This window comes from Phytohabitans aurantiacus, assembly GCF_027923225.1.
GTDB classification, from domain to species: domain Bacteria; phylum Actinomycetota; class Actinomycetes; order Mycobacteriales; family Micromonosporaceae; genus Phytohabitans; species Phytohabitans aurantiacus.
Map to the genome: position 1 here is coordinate 1 of NZ_BSDI01000006.1, position 21,528 is coordinate 21,528.

14 protein-coding genes and 1 riboswitch are annotated in these 21,528 nt (G+C 70.0%); of the genes, 9 read left to right on the forward strand and 5 right to left on the reverse strand.

The features are described from left to right. Nucleotides 1–646: ArnT family glycosyltransferase (locus tag QMG73_RS06940; RefSeq protein ID WP_281893209.1), on the reverse strand; the 646-nt coding region annotated here is incomplete at its 3' end. A 111-nt stretch (nt 647–757) separates the two neighbouring features. On the opposite strand from QMG73_RS06940, the gene QMG73_RS06945 reads away from it, so the two are divergent. Then, nucleotides 758–1,684 carry a 2-hydroxyacid dehydrogenase gene (locus QMG73_RS06945; protein ID WP_281893210.1) on the forward strand — a complete coding sequence of 309 codons (927 nt, stop codon included), beginning with the start codon at nt 758–760 and terminating at the stop codon, nt 1,682–1,684. On the opposite strand, the gene QMG73_RS06950 is transcribed toward QMG73_RS06945, so the two are convergent. Beyond that, nucleotides 1,678–2,040, reverse strand: coding sequence for a PH domain-containing protein (locus tag QMG73_RS06950; RefSeq protein WP_281893211.1), 363 nt, complete (start codon nt 2,038–2,040; stop codon nt 1,678–1,680). The two genes, QMG73_RS06945 and QMG73_RS06950, sit on opposite strands and share 7 nt — an antisense overlap. Before the next feature lie 160 nt (nt 2,041–2,200). Here QMG73_RS06950 and QMG73_RS06955 point away from each other — a divergent pair, with 160 nt between their 5' ends. Beyond that, nucleotides 2,201–4,840, forward strand: a complete 2,640-nt coding sequence (locus QMG73_RS06955) for a putative bifunctional diguanylate cyclase/phosphodiesterase (protein WP_281893212.1) — start codon at nt 2,201–2,203, stop codon at nt 4,838–4,840. Nucleotides 4,841–4,899: 59 nt separating this feature from the next. Here the strand turns inward: QMG73_RS06955 and QMG73_RS06960 are convergent, their stop codons facing one another. Beyond that, nucleotides 4,900–6,168, reverse strand: a complete 1,269-nt coding sequence (locus QMG73_RS06960; RefSeq protein WP_281893214.1) for a serine hydroxymethyltransferase — start codon at nt 6,166–6,168, stop codon at nt 4,900–4,902. A 26-nt stretch (nt 6,169–6,194) separates the two neighbouring features. Beyond that, a riboswitch (ZMP/ZTP riboswitch) is annotated at nt 6,195–6,283 on the reverse strand. Nucleotides 6,284–6,297: 14 nt separating this feature from the next. Then, complete coding sequence (locus tag QMG73_RS06965; RefSeq protein ID WP_281893215.1) at nt 6,298–7,308, reverse strand: LacI family DNA-binding transcriptional regulator; 1,011 nt, start codon at nt 7,306–7,308, stop codon at nt 6,298–6,300. 189 nt (nt 7,309–7,497) lie between these two features. Here QMG73_RS06965 and QMG73_RS06970 point away from each other — a divergent pair, with 189 nt between their 5' ends. Together QMG73_RS06970 and QMG73_RS06975 are read left to right on the forward strand one after the other, a co-directional pair. Then, a complete protein-coding gene (locus QMG73_RS06970; RefSeq protein ID WP_281893216.1) occupies nt 7,498–9,966 on the forward strand; it encodes a glycoside hydrolase family 2 protein in 2,469 nt (822 codons plus the stop codon). 11 nt (nt 9,967–9,977) lie between these two features. After that, complete coding sequence (locus QMG73_RS06975; protein WP_281893217.1) at nt 9,978–11,945, forward strand: cellulase family glycosylhydrolase; 1,968 nt, start codon at nt 9,978–9,980, stop codon at nt 11,943–11,945. A gap of 247 nt (nt 11,946–12,192) precedes the next feature. On the opposite strand, the gene ilvD is transcribed toward QMG73_RS06975, so the two are convergent. Then, complete coding sequence (ilvD, locus tag QMG73_RS06980; protein WP_281893218.1) at nt 12,193–14,037, reverse strand: dihydroxy-acid dehydratase; 1,845 nt, start codon at nt 14,035–14,037, stop codon at nt 12,193–12,195. A gap of 152 nt (nt 14,038–14,189) precedes the next feature. Here ilvD and QMG73_RS06985 point away from each other — a divergent pair, with 152 nt between their 5' ends. The 5 genes from QMG73_RS06985 to mpgS all read left to right on the forward strand — a co-directional run bounded on the left by QMG73_RS06985 (nt 14,190) and on the right by mpgS (nt 21,432). Then, nucleotides 14,190–16,502, forward strand: a complete 2,313-nt coding sequence (locus tag QMG73_RS06985) for a putative bifunctional diguanylate cyclase/phosphodiesterase (protein WP_281893219.1) — start codon at nt 14,190–14,192, stop codon at nt 16,500–16,502. Between the two features lie 180 nt (nt 16,503–16,682). After that, nucleotides 16,683–18,518: an acetolactate synthase large subunit gene (locus tag QMG73_RS06990; RefSeq protein ID WP_281893220.1), complete on the forward strand. Its 1,836-nt coding sequence runs from the start codon at nt 16,683–16,685 to the stop codon at nt 18,516–18,518. Nucleotides 18,519–18,531: 13 nt separating this feature from the next. Beyond that, complete coding sequence (gene ilvN, locus QMG73_RS06995) at nt 18,532–19,047, forward strand: acetolactate synthase small subunit (protein ID WP_281893222.1); 516 nt, start codon at nt 18,532–18,534, stop codon at nt 19,045–19,047. A gap of 12 nt (nt 19,048–19,059) precedes the next feature. Beyond that, nucleotides 19,060–20,073, forward strand: coding sequence for a ketol-acid reductoisomerase (gene ilvC / locus QMG73_RS07000; RefSeq protein WP_281893225.1), 1,014 nt, complete (start codon nt 19,060–19,062; stop codon nt 20,071–20,073). Nucleotides 20,074–20,208: 135 nt separating this feature from the next. Continuing rightward, the gene (gene mpgS / locus QMG73_RS07005; protein ID WP_281893226.1) at nt 20,209–21,432 is read left to right on the forward strand and encodes a mannosyl-3-phosphoglycerate synthase; all 1,224 of its coding nucleotides are present in this window, start codon (nt 20,209–20,211) and stop codon (nt 21,430–21,432) included. The last annotated feature ends 96 nt before the right edge of the window (nt 21,433–21,528 follow it).

The following is a 21,528-nucleotide window of genomic DNA, read 5'->3' on the forward strand; positions in this document are numbered from 1 at the left end:
CAGGCAACGGCGTGCCCCAATCACCAACCCGACCCCAACCCACACATCGGGGCGAAGAGCCGAATGCACGTGGTTGGATCTCTTTTTCGCGTGTGTTTGCCCTTGATCGATGCGATTGCCCTTGATCGGCGGTCGGGTTGTCGAACCGGAACATCAGTACCGCCACTGGTGTGGTGGCGAGGATCGCGCCGGCCAGCAGGCCCGCGACCACCCCGGACCAGCGCCGCACGGTGGCGTACAGCAGGCCGACCGCGCCGACACCCATCAGCGCCTGCGGCACGAGGATGCTCCACGAGCTGAGCCCGAAGATCCGTACCGACAGCGCCATCACCCACAGCGAAGCCGGCGTCTTGTCCACGGTGATCGAGTTGGCGGCGTCGGACGAGCCGAAGAAGAACGCCTTCCAGCTCGCCGAACCGGCCTGTACCGCCGCCGAGTAGAACGAGTTGGCCCAGCCCGACGCGCCCAGTCCCCACAGGTACAGCAGCGCGGTGCCGAAGAGGAGGGCGAGCAGCGCGGGCCGCACCCAGACCGGGTCGTCGGGGCGGCCGCGCAGCAGCCGGTTCACTGTGGACGGTCGCCGGGGCGGCGCCGGTGATGGCGGCCCGGGCGCGGCCAGCGCGGGTTCAGTCAGTGTGGAGGTCATGGTCAGCAAGGTTCGACCGGACAGCTTTTCCGGCGCTGTCCCGTTCCTGTGGCCCATCTGTGCAACCGCGCACAGACGGGAGCCACCCAGATGACCCGCTAGGGTCGAGTCGTGAAGGTGTGGATACCGCATGAGCAGGGGCTCGATCTGATCGGTGAGGTGCCCGAGGGCGTCACCGTGGAGGTTGCCCCGCAGCCTGACGTGCTGCCGTCGGACCCGGGTGACGTGCGGTTCTGGGTGCCGCCGTTCCTGGCGCTGGCCGATTCGGTGCCGCTGGCGGCGAAGATGCCCGAGCTGCGGGTCGTCCAGCTTCTGTCGGCCGGTGCGGACACCTGGGTCGGCCGGCTGCGGGAGCGGGTGACGCTGTGCGACGCGCGCGGGGTACACGACTCCGGCACCGCCGAGTGGGTGGTGGCCGCGATCCTGTCGTACCTGAGGGAGTTCCCCGGCTTCGCCAGGGCGCAGGCGGCACGCGACTGGGCGTACAGGAGATATGCCCCCACCGACGAGCTGGCCGGCAAGCGCGTGCTGATCGTCGGCGCGGGTTCGATCGGAGAGGCACTGGCGGCGCGGCTGGCGCCGTTCGAGGTGAGCCTGACCCGGGTGGCGCGCACCGCGCGCCCCGCCGCCGGTGTCCACGGCGTCGACGAGCTGCCCGCGCTGCTGCCCGAGGCCGACATCGTGGTCGTGATCGTGCCGCTCACCGGCCAGACGCGCGGCATGATCGACGCCGCGTTCCTGGCCGCGATGCACGACGGGGCGCTGCTGGTCAACGCGGCCCGCGGCCCGGTGGCCGATACGGCAGCGCTGCTGGCCGAGGTGTCCACGGGGCGGATCGGCGCGGCGGTCGACGTGACGGATCCCGAGCCGCTGCCCGCCGATCATCCGCTGTGGACGCTGCCGAACGTGCTGATCACGCCGCACGTGGCGGGCTCGGTGCGCGGGCTGCTGCCGCGCGCCTACGGCCTGGTGGGCGCCCAGTTGCGCCGCTTCGTGGCGGGCGAACCCTTGGAAAACCAGGTGGTTGGCGGCTACTGAGCCGGCTTGCTCGCGTCGGTGAGCCGCTGCAGGTCACGGACGCGCACGGCGGTAAGCGGCACCAACTGGCCGTCGGTGAGCAGGGCGTGCGCGCGCCCGCGGGAGTCGCCGCCCAGCTCGCTGACGTCGGACCAGGGGATCCGGCGCTCGCCGAGGAGGGCGCGCACGCGTACCCCATCCGGGCCGGCGTCGGTGCCGGCCCGCCATGCCCAGACCGCCACCGCGATCGGAATGAGCAGCACCGGCGCGAAGGCCCACGACACGCTCGCCACCGGCACCGCGCCGATCAGGGCGACGAGCGCGGCGACCGCGATCGCGCCGTGGGGCCGGAACCGGACGATGGTCGGACTGCTCACGGTCCGATCCTCGCACGAGCCGGAACGGGGCCGCCTGCCGGCGGGTGATCCCAGATACTGGGGCGTAACCCCCCGCTCCGGCATTCGTTTACGGTCATAGGTGCGGTGTCGTCACGAGCGTGCCGCGCCACCCCTCACCCTCTCCGCAGAGGACCAGGCAGTGTCCCTCACACGCGCCCGGATCAGCGTCACCCCGGTAGTCGACGGAGTGGTCGCCACGGTGGCGGCTGCCCTTTTGGCGGGCGCCTTCGCCGGCGCGGTCCGCCCGCTTCTCGCGATCGCCGTCGCGGCCGGCCTTGTCGGTGGCGTGACAGGCGTCCGTCTCGTCCGGTTGGCGCTGCGCATCCACGCGGCCCAGCATTCGTTCGGGCCGTGCCGTGGCGCGGGCTTCCTCGGCGTCGGCGTCCTCGTCGGCGCCGTCTCGGTGGTGCACCTCACGCGGGTGCCGCAGTCGTTGGTGCCGGTGGTCAGCGCGGTCGGGCTGGGCGTGACCGTGGTGGCGTACGTGCTGGGTGTGCTTCTTCTACCCGGCGCGGCCACGACGACCGGCGTGCGGCTGCGTCGCGCGAGCGACGGCCTGAGTATCGGCGTGAGCCTGGCGTTCGCCGGGTGGCTGATGCCGCCGCCCGGTGGCATGCCGCCCGCCGCGCTCGCCGGGTTCCTCTTCGCGGTCGGCGGCCTGTCGATCGTCACCGTGACCGCGCTGCGCGCCGCGCACTACCGGCGCGCGGCCCTGCTCTGCGGTGCCGGCACCGGCGTCTCGGTGCTCGGGCTGGCGCTGCTGACGATGCTGCTCGCGTACGGGGCACCCGACCGGACGCTGGTGGCCGCATCGGTGGGGCTGGTCATCGGGCCACTGCTGATCATGGCGGGCGCCCGCCGCGCCGACGTGGTCGACGAGCCCGATCCGGTCGACGAGCCGCAGACCCGGCTCTCCAGCTACCCGCTGCTCACCGTGCCGGCGATGCTTGCGACGGTGGCCGCGCTCTACCACCTGATCACCGTCGGCAGCTTCGACCACACCTCGATCCTGTTGGGACTGGCGGTCATACCGACCGTCGTGATCCGCGAGATCATGTCGGCCGCCGACGTCCGGCGGTACGCGCGGCGCCTCGCCGAGCAGAGCGCGCACTTCCGCTCGCTGGTCTCCGGTGCCAACGACGTGACCATGGTGGTGGACGACGACCTGGTGGTGCGCTGGCAGTCGCCCGCGGCCGCGCGGATCTTCGGGCTCTCCGACGCCGACGTGGTGGGCCGGCCGTTTCCGGCGCTGATGCACCCCGACGACGCCCCCGAGGTGACCGCCCTGCTGACGGCGGTGCTCGCCGAGCGCGAGGCGTCGGGGCGGCCGCCGCTGGTCAACGCGCGGCTCCGCGACGGGTACGGGATGTGGCGTGACACCGAGTCGACCGTTGGTGATCAGCGGGCCATCCCCGAGGTCGGCGCGCTGGTCGTGCACGTACGCGACGTGGGCGAGCGCCGGCACCTGGAGCGCACGCTGCACCAGCTCGCGTTCACGGACCAGCTCACCGGCCTGCCCAACCGGCGCGAGCTGATGCGCACGATCGTCAGCCAGCGGGAGCTGAGCGGCCACACCGGCGCGCTGCTGGTGATCGACCTGCACGGCATGACCGAGGTCAACGAGGTGCGCGGGCGGGAGATCGGCGACGCCGTACTGATCGAGGTGGGCCGGCGGCTGCGCGTCACCGTCGGGCGCGACGACCTGCCGGCCCGGCTGTCGGGTGACGAGTTCTCGGTGGTCACCGTCGAGGGGCCGATGCTCGCGTACGCCCTGGGCACGCGGCTGCTCACGGCCCTGACCGAGCCGTACCACCTGCCCGGCATGATCGTGCACATCAACGTGAGCATCGGTCTCGCCGAGCTGACCGGTGGCGACACCGTGGACGACGTACTGCGCCGCGCCGACCTGGCCCGCCGGCGCGCGCGGCAGCTCGGGCGGGACCGGATCGAGTGGTACGACAGCTATCTCGAAGAGCAGCTCCTGCACCGGATGGACCTCGAACGCGAGCTGCCCGGCGCGCTGGAACGCGGCGAGTTCGACGTGGTGTACCAGCCGGTGCTGGCGCTGCCGGAGCGGCAGCCGGTGGGTGTCGAGGCGTTGCTGCGCTGGCGTAACCCGACGCTGGGCACCGTGCTCCCGACCGAGCTGATGCCGGTCGCGGAAGACCTGGGCATCGCCGGCGAGATCGACCGGTGGGTACTGGCGACCGCCTGCCGGCAGCTCACCTCGTGGTCCGCCGCTGGCCGCGATCTGTGGCTGGCCGTCAACGTCTCGCCGCGCGAGCTGGTGAGCAGCGACTTCGTCGCCCGGGTCAAGGCGGTACTGGCCGAGCACGAGATCCCGCTGGAGCGGCTGGTCGTCGAGGTGGCCGAGGCGCAGGTGGCGTTCGACGTACCGGCGGTGGTCACGCAGCTCGGCGCGTTGCGGGCGATCGGGGTACGCACGGCGCTGGACGATTTCGGCGCGGGCCAGGCGTCGCTGGCACAACTGCGCCGGCTTCCCGTCGACCTCTTGAAGATCGACGGCACCGTGGTGGCCGCGTCGGCGAACTGGCAGCCGGGCGATCCGCCGGGGCACAGCCGGCCGCTCATCGACGTGGTGGTCAGCCTGGGCAAGCGCCTCGGGCTGGAGATCATCGCCGAGGGGCTGGAGTCGAACGCGCAGGTCTCCCAGGCCGAGGCGGCGGGCTGCCACCTCGGCCAGGGGTTCGCGCTGGCACACCCGGCCCCGGCCGAGCGCGTGGAAGCCTTCCTGGAAGACCACCGCGCGCCTTCCTGATGTGATCAGGGCGTCCCTCAAGTCGCTCTAACGACTTGAGGGACGCCCTGATCACGGAGTTAGGCCGCCGAGTAGCCGGGGACCGGGAACGCGGAGACCAGGTCGCGGACCTCGCCGGCGATGTGTGCCAGCGCCGCCTCGTCTTCCTTGATCGCGGCGGTCACCGCGTCGTCCATCCACGCCGCCACCTGCGGCATGTGCTCCTCGGTGAGGCCGCGAGTGGCCAGCGCCGCGGTGCCGAGCCGGATGCCGGACGGGTCGAACGGCTTGCGGGTGTCGAACGGGACGGTGTTGTAGTTGAGCTCGATGCCGGCCCGGTCGAGCGCCTGCGCCGCCGGCTTGCCGCCGATGCCCTTGCTCGTGAGGTCGGCGAGGATCAGGTGGTTGTCGGTGCCGCCCGAGATGAGGTCGAAGCCCCGCTCGATGAGCGCGGTGGCGAGCGCCTTCGCGTTGGCGACCACCTGTGCGGCGTACTCGCGGAATGCCGGCTGCGACGCCTCGCGCAACGCGACCGCGATGGCCGCGGTGGTGTGGTTGTGAGGCCCGCCCTGCAGGCCCGGGAAGACGGCCTTGTCGACGGCGCTGGCGTGCTCGGCGGTCGACATGATCATCGCGCCGCGCGGACCGCGCAGGGTCTTGTGCGTGGTCGTGGTGATGACGTCGGCGTGGCCGACGGGCGACGGGTGCGCGCCACCGGCGATCAGGCCGGCGATGTGCGCGATGTCGGCCGCCAGCACCGCGCCGACCTCGCGGGCGATCTCGGCGAACTTGGGGAAGTCGATGGTGCGCGGGATGGCGGTGCCGCCCGCGAAGATCACCTTCGGCCGCTCCTTGAGGGCCAGGTCGCGTACCTCGTCGAAGTCGACGAGGCCGGTCTCGCGGGACACCCCGTAACGCACGGAGTTGAACCACTTGCCGGTGGCGGACACGGACCAGCCGTGCGTGAGGTGGCCGCCCATCGGCAGCGCCATGCCCATGACGGTGTCGCCCGGCGACAGGAACGCCAGGTAGACGGCCAGGTTGGCGGGCGAGCCCGAGTACGGCTGGACGTTGGCGTGATCGACGCCGAAGACCGCCTTGGCCCGGTCGATCGCGAGCGTCTCGATGGGGTCGATGAGCTGCTGGCCCTCGTAGTACCGCTTGCCGGCGTAGCCCTCGGAGTACTTGTTGGTCAGCACGGTGCCGCTGGCTTCCAGCACGGCGGTGGAGACGTAGTTCTCGGAGGCGATCATCCGCAGCTTGTCGTGCTGGCGCTGCGCCTCCTGCTCGACCAGCCCGGCGAGCTCAGGGTCGGTCGCGGTCAGCGTGGGAATCGGTGGAACGTGCACGTGCGTCCTCCTGGCATGTCGACGCTGACCGGCACCCAGGCGCGCGGTGCTTCGGTCGTTGGTCGCTCCCCGGTGGTCCTTTCCACCTTGATCTGCGCCAGTCGCGAGTACGTGGCCAATCTTAGTCGGTTACCGAGGCGGCGCGGTGCTCCCACGGGGGGTGAGGTGGGCGGTCTCGTGCTGGTACGCCCCGATCTTCTTGCCCTCGATGGCTGCCAGCAGCTGGCGCGCCGCGTGGGCCCCGTACGCGGGGATGTCCCGCCCGAGCGCGGTGAGCGGCGGGTGGGTGAGCTGGCACAGCGCCGAGTCGTCCCAGGCCACGATCGACAGGTCGCCGGGGACGGCGAGGCCCATCTCCTGCGCCACGGAGAGCCCCGCGATCGCCATCACATCGTTGTCGTACAGGATCGCCGTGGGCCGGTGCGCGGAGCTGAGCAGCCGTCGCGTGGCTCGCGCGCCCTCCTCGCCGGTGTAGTCCGACGACACGGTGACGGCCTCGACGCCCAGTCGCTGGCCGACCTCGGCGAACGCCCGGCTGCGGATCTCGGTGTGCAGCAACTCGGGCAGGCCGCCGACCCGGGCGATCCGCCGGTGGCCGAGCGCCACGAGGTACTCCAGGGTCTCGCCCAGCGCGGCCGCGTCGTCGGCCCATATGCAGGCCAGCTCGCCGGTGTGCTCCGGCCCGCCGATCACCACCGCGGGCAGCTGGAGCTCTTCCAGTACCGGCACGCGGCTGTCGTCGATCCGCAGGTCGCAGACGAAGACACCGTCGACGCGCCGCTCGCCCCACCACTGCTTGTATACGGCGATCTCGGCCTCGGGATCGGCGACGACCTGGAGGGTGAGCGCGTACGACCGGGCGGACAGCTCGGCCTCGACGCCGCTGATCAGTTCCATGAAGAACGGCTCGATGCCGAGGATGCGAGCGGGACGGCAGAGCGCAAGGCCGACGGCGTTGGCCGTGGAGCCGGACAGCGCGCGGGCGGCGCTGTTGGGGTTGAAGCCGATCTCCTGCGCGATCGCGAGGATCCGCTGGCGGGTCGCCTCGGAGACGCCCGGCTGGCCGTTCAACGCGTACGAGACGGCGCCCTTCGACACGCCGGCCCGGCGCGCGATGTCGGCGATGGTGGGCCGCTTCACGTGCGCTCCTATCCAGGCAGAGGATCCTTACCGTACCGCCGGACGTCGTCGTCGCGGCAAGCTCTAATACGCTTGCTCGGTTAAGCATCCCCCATTGACACTCGTTTCGGTCGGTCATACCGTGTGCCTACTCAACCGGTTCAGTCAACATCTTTCGATGGAGTGCGGCAAGCGATTAAGGGGTAACGCATGGGCTCGTACCGACCGCTGCACGACGGTTGGACGGTGGCGCCGGCCGCCGCGTCGCCGCTTCCGGCTGACTTTCCAGTCAGTCCGGTGCCGGCGGCGGTGCCCGGCTGCGTCCATACCGACCTGCTGGCCGCGGGCCACATTCCCGATCCGTACCTCGACGAGAACGAAGACGCGCTGCGCTGGATCGGCCACAGCGACTGGGTGTACGAAACCACGTTCGAATGGGACGGCCTCTCCCACCCGGAGCCTGGCAGGGGTGAATCGCGCGTCGACCTCGTCTGCGACGGCCTCGACACGGTCGCCACAGTCACGCTCAACGGCGTCGAGGTCGGCAGCACGGCCAACATGCACCGCGGCTACCGGTTCGACGCGCGGCCACACCTGAGCACCGGGGCGAACACGCTTCAGGTGCGGTTCGACTCCGCCTATCGGTACGCCGAGGCGGTCCGTTCCCAGGTCGGTCCGTTGCCCAGCGCGTACACGGATCCGTACAACTTCATCCGCAAGATGGCGTGCAACTTCGGCTGGGACTGGGGCCCCAACGTGGTAACCGCCGGCATCTGGCAGCCGATCGGCTTGCACAGCTGGGGCGGCGCGCGCCTCGCCACCGTCCGTCCACTGGTGACGGTCGAGGGTGGCGACGGGCGCGTTTCGGTGCACGTCGAGGTCGAGCGCGAGAGCTCGGATGCCCTGACGGTGAGCGCCGCCGTCGCGGGCGTCCGCGGCGAGGTCACCATCGCGCCGGGAGAGCGCACGGCGGTCGTCGAGCTCACCGTGCGCGACCCCGAGCTGTGGTGGCCGAGGGGGTACGGCGACCAGGCGCGCCACCTGCTCGACGTGACCCTGCGCGGTGCCGACGACGGGGTACTGGACGTGTGGCAGCGGCGGATCGGGTTCCGCTCGCTGCGGCTCGACACGGCACCCGACGCAGACGGCACACCGTTCACCATCGTGGTCAACGACGTGCCGATCTTCGTCCGCGGCGTCAACTGGATCCCCGATGACACGTTCGTGACCCGGGTGACCCGCGAGCGGTACGCCGAGCGCCTCACCCAGACGTGCGAGGCCAACGTCAACCTGCTGCGCGTCTGGGGCGGTGGTCGGTACGAGTCGGACGACTTCTACGACCTGTGCGACGAGTACGGGCTGCTCGTCGCACAGGACTTCCTTTTCTCCTGCGCCGCCTACCCCGAGGAGGAGCCGATCGCCTCCGAGGTGGCGGCCGAGGCGCGCGAGCAGGTCGTGCGGCTCAGCAGCCACCCGAGCCTCGTGCTCTGGTTCGGCAACAACGAAAACATCTGGGGCTGGCACGACTGGGATTGGCAGCTCGTGCTCGAAGGCCGCACCTGGGGCGCCGGGTACTACCTGCGCCTGCTGCCCGCGATCGTCGACGAGCTCGACCCCACCCGCCCGTACTGGCCCGGCAGCCCGTACTCCGGACGGGAGGACCTGCACCCCAACGAGCCCTCCCACGGCAGCATGCACATCTGGGACGTGTGGAACCAGCGCGACTACGTGCACTACCGGGACTACCGGCCACGGTTCGTCGCCGAGTTCGGCTATCAGGCGCCGCCGGTGTACGCGACGCTGCGGCGGAGCATCAGCGACGAGCCGCTGGCGCACGACTCACCCGGCATGCTGCACCACCAGAAGGCCATCGACGGCGACGCCAAGCTGCGCCGCGGTCTCGACGCGCACATGCCGGTGCCGCGCGACTTCGACGACTGGCACTACCTGACCCAGGTCAACCAGGCGCGTGCGGTGTCGCTCGGGCTCGAACACTTCCGGTCGCTCCGTCCACTGTGCATGGGCGCCATCGTGTGGCAGATCAACGACTGCTGGCCGGTGACGTCGTGGGCGGCCATCGACGGCGACGGGCGCCGCAAGCCGCTCTGGTACGCCATGCGCCGCGCGTACGCCGACCGCCTGCTGACCGTGCAGCCGCGCGACGGCTCGCTCGCGCTCGTGGCCGTCAACGACAGCGCGCAGCCGTGGACGGCGTCAGCGGCCGTTACCCGCCTGGCCATCACCGGCGAGCCCGGCGCGAAGACCGCCGTCGAGATCACCGTGCCGGCGCACTCGGCGGTCACCGTGCCGCTGCCGTCCGACGTGTCCACAAGCGACGACCCGAGCGGCGAGCTGTTGCTGGCCGAGGCGGACGGGCTGCGCGCGTGGTGGTTCTTCGCCGAGGACCGCGACATCCACTATCCGGCGCCGCGGTGGGAGGCCACCGTCGACGAGGCGCCGGAGGGGTACCGGGTGACCGTGCGCGCCGGCACGATCCTGCGCGACCTCACGCTGTACCCGGACCGCCTCGACCCCGACTCCTCGGTCGACGACGTGCTGGTGACCCTGCTCCCCGGGGAGTCCGTGACGTTCACCGTGCGCACGAGGCTCCCGCTCGACCCGGCCGCTTTGACCAGCAGGCCGGTGCTGCGCTGCGTGAACGACGTCTCCTCCCCCTAGGAGAACCCCTCATGAGAAAACGCGCTCTCCTGACCGTCCTCAGTGCACTCGCCATTTTCGCGCCGGCCGCCCCCGCGGTCGCCGCGCCGACGCCCGCCGGCTTCGTCGTCCGTCACTTCGACGAGCTGAAGCTCAACGGGAAGAAGTTCCGCTTCGGCGGCTCCAACAACTACTACCTGATGTACAAGTCCCGGCTGATGGTCGACGACGTCTTCGCCGATGCCAAGGGCGCCGGCTTCACCGTGCTGCGCACGTGGGGCTTCCTCGACATCGGCAACCAGGACGGCTCAGGCTCCATCGCCGGCAAGGCCGACGGCGTCTACTTCCAGTACTGGGACGGCACGAAGCCGGCGTACAACGACGGTGCCGACGGGCTGGAACGCCTCGACTACGTGCTCAAGGCCGCCGGTGACGCGGGCGTCAAGCTCGTCATCCCGCTCACCAACAACTGGCGCGACTTCGGGGGCATGGACCAGTACGTGAGCTGGCGAGGCGGGCAGTACCACGACGAGTTCTACAGCGATCCCGTGATCCGCGGCTGGTACAAGGACTGGATCAGCCACGTCCTCAACCGCACCAACTCGCTGACCGGTGTGAAGTACAAGGACGACCCGGCGGTCATGACCTGGGAGCTGGGCAACGAGCCACGCTGCAAGGGCTCCGGCACGTACCCGCAGTCGCCGAACTGCACCACGCAGACCCTCATCGGCTGGGCCGACGAGATGACCCGGCACATCAAGTCGATCGACCGGCGGCACCTCGCCAGCGTCGGTGACGAGGGCTTCTTCTGCGACGACCCGGCGAGTACTGACTGGACGGTCAACTGTGGCGAGGGCGTCGACACCGTCGCGTTCGCCAAGCTTCCGGCCGTCGACGTGATGTCGTATCACCTGTACCCCGACCACTGGGGCAAGGACGCCGCCTGGGGCACACAGTGGATCAAACGACACTCACGCGAGGCGGCACGCGTCGGCAAACCCGTCATGCTCGGCGAGTTCGGCCTGCACGACAAAGCCATTCGCAACCCCGTCTTCCAGGACTGGACCGACGCCGTCATCTCCACCGGTGGCACCGGCTTCCTGTACTGGATCCTCTCCGGGGTACAGGACGACGGCTCGCTCTACCCCGACTACGACGGCTTCACGGTGTACTGCCCGAGCCCCGTGTGCCTGACCCTCTCCAACGCGACCGACGAGATCCGCCGCGGCTACCGTTCTCGACCGCCGGTGGCCGACCATGACGCGGCGGTGACCGAGTACGAGACGGCGGTCACGCTCGCGCCGGCGGACAACGACATCGGATACCGCACGCGCGTCAAGAAGTCGACGATCGACCTCGACCCGGCGACCCGTGGCCAACAGTCCACTGTCTCCGTCCAAGGTGGGCAGTTCGCGCTCGGTGCGGGCGGGGCGGTGACGTTTACGCCCACCGCCGGGTACTTCGGCAAGGCGACCGGCCACTACACGATCCGCGACCTCGCCGGCCGTACGTCCAACGTGGCCGACCTGGTCGTGACCGTACGCCCACCGGCGTCCGCGCCGATCGTGATCTCCTCGTTCGAGTCCGGCACCGAGGGCTGGGCGCCCGCCAACTGGCAGGCCAACGCGGGCACCGTCGAGCCGCAGACCGACTTCGCCACCAACGGGTCGGCGGGGCTGCGGGTCAAGGGTGCCGACGGCGGCTGGTTCGGGGTGGCGTTCGCCGAGCCGCTCGACCTGTCGACCAAGACGAAGATCATGTACGACCTGAAGGTGGGGCCGGTCGACGGGACGAACGCGGCCATCGCGGTGCGCAACGGACCGTCCTGGACCTGGTGCCAGTCGACCTTCTCCTGGGTCGTGCAAAACACCACGACGACGTTCACCGCCGACCTGCTGGGCGGCATGAGCTGCGACGTGTCCACCCTGACCGAGGTGCACGACATCTTCATCTACGTCAGCACAGGCACCTTCGACTACGACTACGTCCGCACCGACTAACCACCCGAGGCGGGCTCGTCTTGGGCGAGCCCGCCCGCCGCCGCGCCGGACGTTGGCCGCGCGGCCTCCGCCCGCCCGACGGGCGCGCGGTCATGCGCGCAGCGGCGCCGATCAAGGGCAGTCGCATCGATCAAGGGCGAATGCACGCGGAAAAGAGATCCAACCACGTGCATTCGCCCTTGATCGGCGGGCAGAGCGCGCTCCGCGCTGCGGGCGGGGTTGCCGCGGGTACAGCGCGCTGCGCGGGTTAGGGGACGCGGCGGTAGGCTCCGTCGCTGGCTGAGGTGGCCATCAGGGCGTACGCGCGCAGGGCCGCGGACACCGGACGGTCGCGGTCGACCGGGGTGTACGGGCGCTCGCGCTTCTCCTGCGCCACCCGGCGCGTGTCGAGCACGTCGTCGGGCACGTTCAGCGTGATCGTGCGGGCCGGGATGTCGATGGCGATCTCGTCGCCCTCTTCGACCAGCGCGATCAGCCCGCCGCCCGCCGCCTCGGGCGACATGTGCCCGATCGACAGGCCGGAGGTGCCGCCGGAGAAGCGGCCGTCGGTGATCAGCGCGCACGACCGGCCGAGGCCGCGTCCCTTGAGGAACGAGGTCGGGTACAGCATCTCCTGCATCCCCGGCCCGCCCTTCGGCCCCTCGTACCGGATGACCACGACGTCGCCGGGGTTGATTTTGCCGGCCAGGATGCCGGTGACCGCGTCGTCCTGCGACTCGAAGACGCGCGCCGGCCCGGTGAACCGCCACACCTCCTCGGGCACCCCGGCGGTCTTGACGACGCAGCCTTCCGGCGCGAGGTTGCCGTGCAGGATGGCGAGGCCGCCGTCGGCCGTGTAGGCGTGCTCCCGGTCGCGGATGCAGCCGTTGGCCGCGTCGGTGTCGAGCCGACTCCACCGGTTTTCGGTGGAGAAGGGCTCGGTCGTGCGCACGCCGCCCGGAGCCGCGTGGAAGAGCTCGATCGCCTCGGGCTTGGCCGACCCGCCGCGGATGTCCCAGTCGGCGAGCCAGCTGTCCAGATCGGGAGCGTGCACGGAACGCACCTCGCGCCGCAGCAGCCCGGCCCGGTCGAGCTCGCCGAGGATCGCGGGGATGCCGCCGGCCCGGTGCACGTCTTCCATGTGGTACTTCGGCGAGTTCGGCGCGACCTTGGACAGGCACGGCACCCGCCGGGAGATGGCGTCGATGTCGGCGACGGTGAAGTCGAGCTCGGCCTCGCGGGCGGCGGCCAGCAGGTGCAGCACCGTGTTGGTGGAGCCGCCCATCGCCACGTCGAGCGCGACCGCGTTTTCGAACGCCGACCGCGACGCGATCGAGCGGGGCAGCACGGAGGCGTCGTCGTTCTCGTACCACTGCTTGGCGATGTCGACGATCAGCTCGCCGGCCCGCTCGAAGAGCGCCTTGCGCGCGGCGTGGGTGGCGAGGGTGGAGCCGTTGCCCGGCAGCGACAGCCCGATGGCCTCGGTGAGGCAGTTCATCGAGTTGGCGGTGAACATGCCGGAGCAGGAGCCGCAGGTGGGGCACGCGGACCGCTCGATGCCGCCGAGCTGCTCGTCGGTGACCGCGTCGTTGGCCGAGGCGGTCATCGCGTCGACCAGGTCGATCTTCTCGTGCACTATTCCCTCGATGGCGACCGTCTTGCCGGCCTCCATGGGGCCGCCGGAGACGAAGACCGTCGGGATGTTGAGGCGCAGCGCGGCGATCAGCATGCCCGGAGTGATCTTGTCGCAGTTCGAGATGCAGACGAGCGCGTCGGCGCAGTGCGCGTTGACCATGTACTCGACGGCGTCGGCGATCAGCTCGCGGCTGGGCAGCGAGTACAGCATGCCGCCGTGGCCCATCGCGATGCCGTCGTCGACAGCGATCGTGTTGAACTCGCGGCCCACGCCGCCGGCGGCCTTGATCGAATCGGCGACGAGGCCACCAAGGTCTTTGAGGTGCACATGCCCGGGTACGAACTGGGTGAAGCTGTTGGCGATGGCGACGATCGGCTTGCCGAAGTCGTCGTCGGTCATGCCGGTGGCGCGCCAGAGTGCGCGGGCGCCCGCCATGGTCCGGCCGTGCGTGGAAGTCTTCGACCGCAGTTCAGGCATGTAAACAGTGTGTCACCGCCAGCGGTATCCGCCGAAGGGGCGCCCACCGGGTCCACCAAGCGGGACGGTCCGATTAGGCGGTTAGTGCCAATCCGGGGCGCGTCGCACACCCCGTCCCCCACGCCCCGCTTGACATCCGGCAGCATTGATGCGTGCACCTCCCTACGGTGTTCCAATTTGTCGCGATAGCGAGCGCCCTGTTCGGCGTGCTCTGCACCGGTTTGCTGACCTTTTCGGCGTTCCGGGCCGCGGGGACCGCACGGCGGGGGCATCGTTTTCTCGCCGCGGGAGCAGGCATCACGCTGCTGACCGTCGTGGGCGGCATCGTCGCCAGCCGCGCGGTGGAGGAGCACCTGGTGCACACCCAGCCGAGCCGCGCGTCGCTCGGCAACCTGCTGGCCATCAGCGTCGCCCTGGGCAGCGTGCTGCTGCTCCTCGGGCTGCTGGGCATGCCGGGTGGCGCCCCCGACCGGTCCCGGGCCCTGCGATACCTGCTGGACGCCCTGGTGATCGCCGCCGCGCTGTGGTTCGTCGGCTGCGTGCTGCTGTCGACGCCCACCCGGCTGCTCGGCGAGCGCACGCCGTACTGGTGCCGGCCCTTGCTCCTGCCCGCGGCCGTCGCGGCGCTGGCGCTGGGCCTCAGCGTCATGGCCGCGATGCGGGCCCGCCGCCCGAGAGGTCCGCTCGTGGGCGTCGGCATCGGTGTCACCACCGTGACGATCGCCGGCTCGGCCCTGGCGGGCGGCGTGTGCCAGGGCTGGACCGAGGCCAGCTGGGTCGCGCTGATCGCGATGCCCGCGGGCCTGGGCATGATCACCTACGCCGCGCGGCGCGCCGAGCGCCCGGCCCGGCAGTCGTGGGCCGGTGTGGGCGACGCCGACGACCGCGACGCCGACATGACCCGCCGGGGCGCCGGCTACGCGTTCATCCCGATGGCCGCGATGGCGGCATCCGCGCTGTACCACCTGCTGCGCGGCGGCGATTTCGGCATGATGCTCATCGTCGCCGGCAGCCTGGAGGGCTTCACCCTGGTCGGCCGGCAGTACTTCGCGCTGCGCGACGTGCAGGGATACGCCGAACGGCTGCGTGACCGGGAGGCGCACTTCCGTGAATTGGCGCACACCGACCCGCTGACCGGGCTCGCCAACCGGCGTGGCCTGCTCACCGCCTTGGAAGACGAAGACGCCGCCGGCTCGGCGGGTGTCCTGCTCGCCCTCGACCTCGACGGCTTCAAGAACGTCAACGACATGCGCGGCCACGACGTCGGCGACGCGGTGCTGGTCGAGGTCGGCCAGCGCCTCCGGATGAACCTGCGCCCCGGCGACGTGGCGGCCCGGCTGGGCGGCGACGAGTTCGCCGTGCTGATGTGGGCCCGTCCGGGCGAGGCGAAGGGCGCCGCCGCGCGGCTACTGAAGGTGCTCGGCCGGCCATACGAGCAGCCCTCCGGCACGGTCTTCCTCTCGGTGAGCATCGGCCTCGCGAGCTGCTCGTCCGCGTCCGACGTCACCACCTTGATGCGCAACGCCGACCTCGCGCTGCGGTCCGCGAAGCAGCGCGGCAAGAACCGGGTCGAGCTCTACGAGGTCGGATACGACCAGGAGCTGCGCCGGCGCACGACGCTGGAGCACGAGCTGCGCGGCGCGATCGACCGCGACGAGCTGCACCTGCAGTTCCAGCCGGTCGTCATGCTGCCCTCGGTGCGACCGGTGGGCGCCGAGGCCCTGCTCCGGTGGAACCACCCTGAGCTGGGAAGCGTCCGCCCCGACGAGTTCATCCCGGTGGCCGAAGAGTGCGGCATGATCGAAAAGCTCGACCGGTGGGTGCTGCACCAGGCCTGCCACCAGCTCTCCCGCTGGCTCGGTGAGGGCCACGACGTCTGGGTATCGGTCAACGTCTCGCCCCGCGAGCTGCACCGCGCCTGCTACGTCGAGCAGGTCAAGGAGGCGCTGCGGGCACACCGGGTGCCGCCGCAGCGGCTGGTCCTCGAGGTCACCGAGCACGCCGTCGCCACCGACCTCGACGAGATGATCCGGCAGCTGCGCGGCGTGCGCGAGACCGGCGTACGGATCGCGCTGGACGACTTCGGTGCGGGGTACTCGTCACTCGGCCAGCTCCGCGACCTGCCGATCGACATCCTGAAGATCGACCACTCCCTGGTTCTGGAGGAGCGGATGATGCCGGTGATCGTCGAGCTGGGACACCAGTTCGGGCTGGAGGTGATCGCCGAGGGCATCGAGGAGCAGCACCAGATGACGATGGTGGTCAAGACGGGCTGCCGGCTGGGTCAGGGATACCTGGCAGGGCGGCCGGTACTCGCCGAGCACTTCGAGGCGCGGTTGCAGTCGCTGGCGCCGGTGATTCCCAACAGCCGCCAGCCGGAACGGCAGATCAACGGCGGTTCCGCGACACTTCACGCCCAACATGTGAGATCAGTTGACTCATCGGCTGAGATCCGTCAGAGTTAGCCCCATGTCGCTGACTCTGTCGTCTCGAGTACTTATCTGAGCGCACTCTCGCAGCCCGAGAGTGCGCTGGCCCCGTGCGTTCCGCACGAGGGCCTTTTTCATGTCCTAGGGCTAGACGCTCCCGCTGACCAGATGTTCCCGCAGACGACCGCGAACCCTTAAGACGAAGGCTGAACCGCCATGACGAGACCCACACCTGAGACACTCGCCCAGCGCGCCCCCTCACCGGCCACCCTCGCTGCCGCCGCCGCACCGGCCGCGCCGGTAGCTCCGGCCAAGGTCTCGGGGGCCACCGCGCTCGTCAAGTCGCTCGAGGCACTCGGCGTCGAGGTGATGTTCGGCATTCCGGGCGGCGCGATCCTGCCGGCGTACGACCCGATCTACGACTCCGCGGTCCGGCACATCCTGGTGCGTCACGAGCAGGGCGGTGGCCACGCCGCCACCGGGTACGCCCAGGCGACGGGCAAGGTCGGCGTCTGCGTCGCCACGTCCGGCCCCGGCGCGACCAACCTGGTGACCCCGATCGCCGACGCGTACATGGACTCGGTGCCGATCGTCGCGATCACCGGCCAGGTGCCGCGACCGGCGATCGGCACGGACGCCTTCCAGGAGGCGGACATCCAGGGCATCACGCTGCCGATCACCAAGCACAACTACCTCGTGACGACGCCCGAGGAGATCCCGCGGATCCTCGCTGAGGCGTTCCACCTGGCGTCGACCGGCCGGCCCGGCCCGGTGCTGGTCGACATCCCCAAAGACGTGCTCCAGGCGATGACCACGTTCACGTGGCCGCCGACGTTGGAGCTGCCCGGGTACCGGCCGACGCTGCACCCGCACGGCAAGCAGATCCGCGAGGCCGCCCGCCTGATGACCTCGGCACGCCGGCCCGTGCTGTACGTCGGCGGCGGCGTGCTCAAGGCCGGCGCCACCGACAGCCTGCGCAAGCTGGCCGAGCTGACCGGCATCCCGGTCGTCACCACGCTGATGGCCCGCGGCGCGTTCCCCGACTCGCACCCGCAGCACCTCGGCATGCCGGGCATGCACGGCAGCGTGACGGCGGTGTACGGGCTGCAGAAGGCCGACCTGCTGGTGGCGCTGGGTGCCAGGTTCGACGACCGGGTGACCGGCAAGCTCGACTCGTTCGCGCCGGACGCGGCGATCGTGCACGCCGACATCGACCCAGCCGAGATCGGCAAGAACCGGGCCGCCGACGTACCGATCGTGGGCGACGCCAAGCATGTCATCGACGAGCTGATCGTCGCGGTGACCGCCGAGCAGTCGTCGAACCGCACCGGCGACCGCACGGAGTGGTGGGCCACCCTCAACGACCTGCGCGAGCGCTACCCGCTGGGCTGGGACGAACCGACCGACGGCACGCTGTCCCCGCAGTACGTGATCAAGCGGCTGGGTGAGATCGCGGGCCCCGACGCCGTGTACGTGGCGGGCGTCGGCCAGCACCAGATGTGGGCCTCGCAGTTCATCTCGTACGAGAAGCCGTACACCTGGCTGAACTCCGGCGGCGCCGGCACGATGGGCTACGCCGTCCCCGCGGCCATGGGTGCCAAGGTCGGCAAGCCGGAAACCACCGTCTGGGCGATCGACGGCGACGGCTGCTTCCAGATGACCAACCAGGAGCTGGCCACCTGCGCCCTGGAGGGCATCCCGATCAAGGTCGCCATCATCAACAACGGCAACCTCGGCATGGTCCGGCAGTGGCAGACCCTCTTCTACGGCGAGCGGTACTCGAACACCGATCTGGGCACCCACAAGCACCGCATCCCCGACTTCGTGAAGCTGGCCGAGGCGCTCGGCTGCATCGGCCTGCGTTGCGAGAGCGCGGACGACGTCGACAAGACGATCGAGGCGGCGATGTCGATCAACGACGCCCCTGTCGTGATCGACTTCGTGGTCGGCAAGGATGCCATGGTGTGGCCGATGGTGGCCGCCGGCACCAGCAACGACGAAATCATGTTCGCTCGCGACATGCGTCCGAGCTTTGACGAAGACGACCTGTGAGGTTGAGCGACAGATGACCAAGCACACGCTCTCCGTTCTGGTGGAGAACAAGCCGGGCATACTGGCCCGGGTCGCGGGCCTGTTCGCCCGTCGCGGGTTCAACATCGACTCGTTGGCCGTCGGGGAGACCGAGCACCCTGAGGTCTCCCGGATGACGATCGTGGTCAACGCGGAGGAGTCGCCGCTGGAGCAGGTGACCAAGCAGCTCAACAAGCTGGTGCACGTGCTCAAGATCGTCGAGCTGGACTCAAACGTCTCGGTCCAGCGCGAGTTGCTCCTGGTCAAGGTCCGGGCCGACCGCCCGGTACGGTCACAGGTGCTGGAGACGGTGAACCTCTTCCGGGCGCGCGTCGTCGACGTCGCTCCGGACACGCTCACCATCGAGGCGACCGGCACCGCCGACAAGCTCGACGCGCTGCTTCGCGACCTCGAACCGTACGGAATCAAGGAAATGGTGCAGTCCGGCCTCGTGGCTATCGGCCGCGGCTCACGGTCGATCACCACCGGACCGGCGCTGCGCGCCGCCTGAGAAAGGGAAGAAATGGCCGTCACGGTCTACTACGACGACGACGCCGACCTCGGCATCATCCAGGGCAAGAAGGTCGCCATCATCGGGTACGGCAGCCAGGGTCACGCCCACGCGCTGTCCCTGCGCGACTCCGGTGTCGAGGTGCGGATCGGCCTGCAGGAGGGCTCGAAGAGCCGGCCCAAGGCGCAGGAGCAGGGCCTGACCGTCGGCACTCCCGCCGAGGTGAGCGCCTGGGCCGACGTCATCATGGTGCTGGCGCCCGACACCGCTCAGCGGAAGATCTACTCCGAGGAGATCGCGCCCAACCTGGCCGCCGGCAAGGCGCTCTTCTTCGGGCACGGGCTCAACATCCGGTTCGGCCTGATCGAGCCGCCCGCGGACGTCGACGTGGCCATGGTCGCGCCGAAGGGCCCGGGGCACCTCGTCCGCCGGCAGTACGTGGACGGCAAGGGCGTGCCGTGTCTGGTGGCCGTCGAGCGCGACGCGACCGGCGGTGCGCTGGCGCTGGCCCTGTCGTACGCCAAGGGCATCGGCGGCAGCCGGGCGGGCGTCATCGAGACCACCTTCAAGGAGGAGACCGAGACCGACCTGTTCGGCGAGCAGGCGGTGCTCTGCGGTGGCGCCTCCGCGCTGGTACAGACCGGTTTCGAGGTGCTCACCGAGGCCGGGTACGCGCCCGAGGTGGCCTACTTCGAGTGCCTGCACGAGCTGAAGCTGATCGTCGACCTCATGTACGAGGGCGGCATCGCGCGGATGCGGTACAGCGTCTCGGACACCGCCGAGTACGGCGACTACACCCGTGGCCCGCGCGTCATCGACTCCCGCGTCAAGGACGAGATGCGCAAGATCCTCAGTGAGATCCAGTCGGGCGAGTTCGCCCGCGAGCTGATCGCCGAAGACGACGCTGGCCGGCCGAACTTCAACAAGTACCGCGAGCAGGGTGCCGCGCACCCGATCGAGGAGACCGGCAAGAAGCTGCGCGGGATGATGAGCTGGGTCGACCGGCCCATCACCGAAACCGCCTGAGACAAATCGTTTTGAAGGGGGCGTCCGCGTGCCGCGGGCGCCCCCGAAGTTACCGGCAGATTGCGAGTAGGGGTCAAAGCTCGCTAATTCAAACGGTAAGGGGCACTCGATCGGCCCCTCAGGTACCGTCGCTCTATGCGGCTGGAGCAATCACACCGGACCGAACGCTTCGGCGCCGTCCGGATTCATGAGCTTCAGCGCGTCATCGAGCTTGACTCGGGCGCGCAACGGGGTGTTGACCTGGGCAATCGTGCTGGCAACAGTCAGCTCGTAGCGCCTGAGGCCATCCGCGCTATCGAAGAGGAATTGGTCGTCGTCATTCCGTGCATGAATGAGACACGCAGAGTAATTGAAGGCGTGCTCTCTGGAATTCCGCACGACTGCCTCATCATTCTGGTCAGTAACAGCGCACGGCAGCCGGTCGACCGGTACGAGATTGAGGTGCAGACGCTGGAGCAGTTCTGCCGCCTCGCGGACCGGCCGGCGGTGGCGGTGCACCAACGAGATCCGGGCCTCGCGTCGGCGGTCAAGGCGGCTGGCCTGCCCGAGCTGATCGACGACGAGGGCCTGGTGCGCACCGGCAAGGGCGAGGCCATGCTGATCGGCATGGCGATGGCAGCCCTGACCGGCCGGAAGTACGTGGGCTACGTCGACGCCGACAACTACGTGCCGGGCGCCGTCAACGAGTACTGCAAGGCATACGCCGCCGGGCTGCACCTCGCCGAAAGCCCGTACTCGATGGTGCGCATCTCCTGGCACTCCAAGCCGAAGCTGCGCGACGGCCGGCTGTTCTTCAGCCGGCGAGGCCGCAGCTCCGAGATCACCAACATGTTCCTCAACCGGTTGGTGGCCGAGCACAGCGGCTTCGGCACCGAGGTGATCGCCACCGGCAACGCGGGAGAGCACGCCCTCAGCCTCGACCTCGGTCTGCGGATGCGGCTGGCGGGCGGGTTCGCGGTCGAGCCGTTCGAGTACGTGGAGCTGTTCGAGCAGTTCGGCGGCCTGCTGCCGGAGGCCGCCGCGTTGCCAGATGACGTCAAGGCGGTGCCGGTGCTGCAGATCGAGACCCGCAACCCGCACTTCCACGACAACAAGGGCGAGGATCACGTCAAGGGCATGCGAATGCAGGCGCTCAACGTGGTGTACCACTCGCCGGTGTCGCTGCCGGCCGTGCGCGAGGCGATCCTGGAGCTCATGGTCGCCGAGGGCGCGCTCGCTCCCGGGCAGGAGCCGCCGCGCGAGCGGATCTATCCGCCGGTGGGGTCGATGTCGTTCGACACGTTCCTCGACACGCTCAACGCCGAATCGACGGGGTTCCACCAGATCGAGTGCTCTTTGGGCGTGTCGACCGTCACCTAAGTACGGCTTAAGTCCGTATCTGTGAGGGCACTCACGCCGCGTCGGGAGCGACGCGGCGGTCGGCGTGCGCCTATCCTCGCGGTGAGGGCGCACCGT

Excerpts from the sequence above, each read along its gene's own strand:
- QMG73_RS06970 (WP_281893216.1), top strand. The coding sequence starts at position 7,498 with ATGGGCTCGTACCGACCGCTGCACGACGGTTGGACGGTGGCGCCGGCC.
- QMG73_RS06975 (WP_281893217.1), top strand. The coding sequence starts at position 9,978 with ATGAGAAAACGCGCTCTCCTGACCGTCCTCAGTGCACTCGCCATTTTC.
- ilvD (WP_281893218.1), bottom strand. The coding sequence starts at position 14,037 with ATGCCTGAACTGCGGTCGAAGACTTCCACGCACGGCCGGACCATGGCG.
- QMG73_RS06990 (WP_281893220.1), top strand. The coding sequence starts at position 16,683 with ATGACGAGACCCACACCTGAGACACTCGCCCAGCGCGCCCCCTCACCG.
- ilvN (WP_281893222.1), top strand. The coding sequence starts at position 18,532 with ATGACCAAGCACACGCTCTCCGTTCTGGTGGAGAACAAGCCGGGCATA.
- ilvC (WP_281893225.1), top strand. The coding sequence starts at position 19,060 with ATGGCCGTCACGGTCTACTACGACGACGACGCCGACCTCGGCATCATC.
- mpgS (WP_281893226.1), top strand. The coding sequence starts at position 20,209 with ATGCGGCTGGAGCAATCACACCGGACCGAACGCTTCGGCGCCGTCCGG.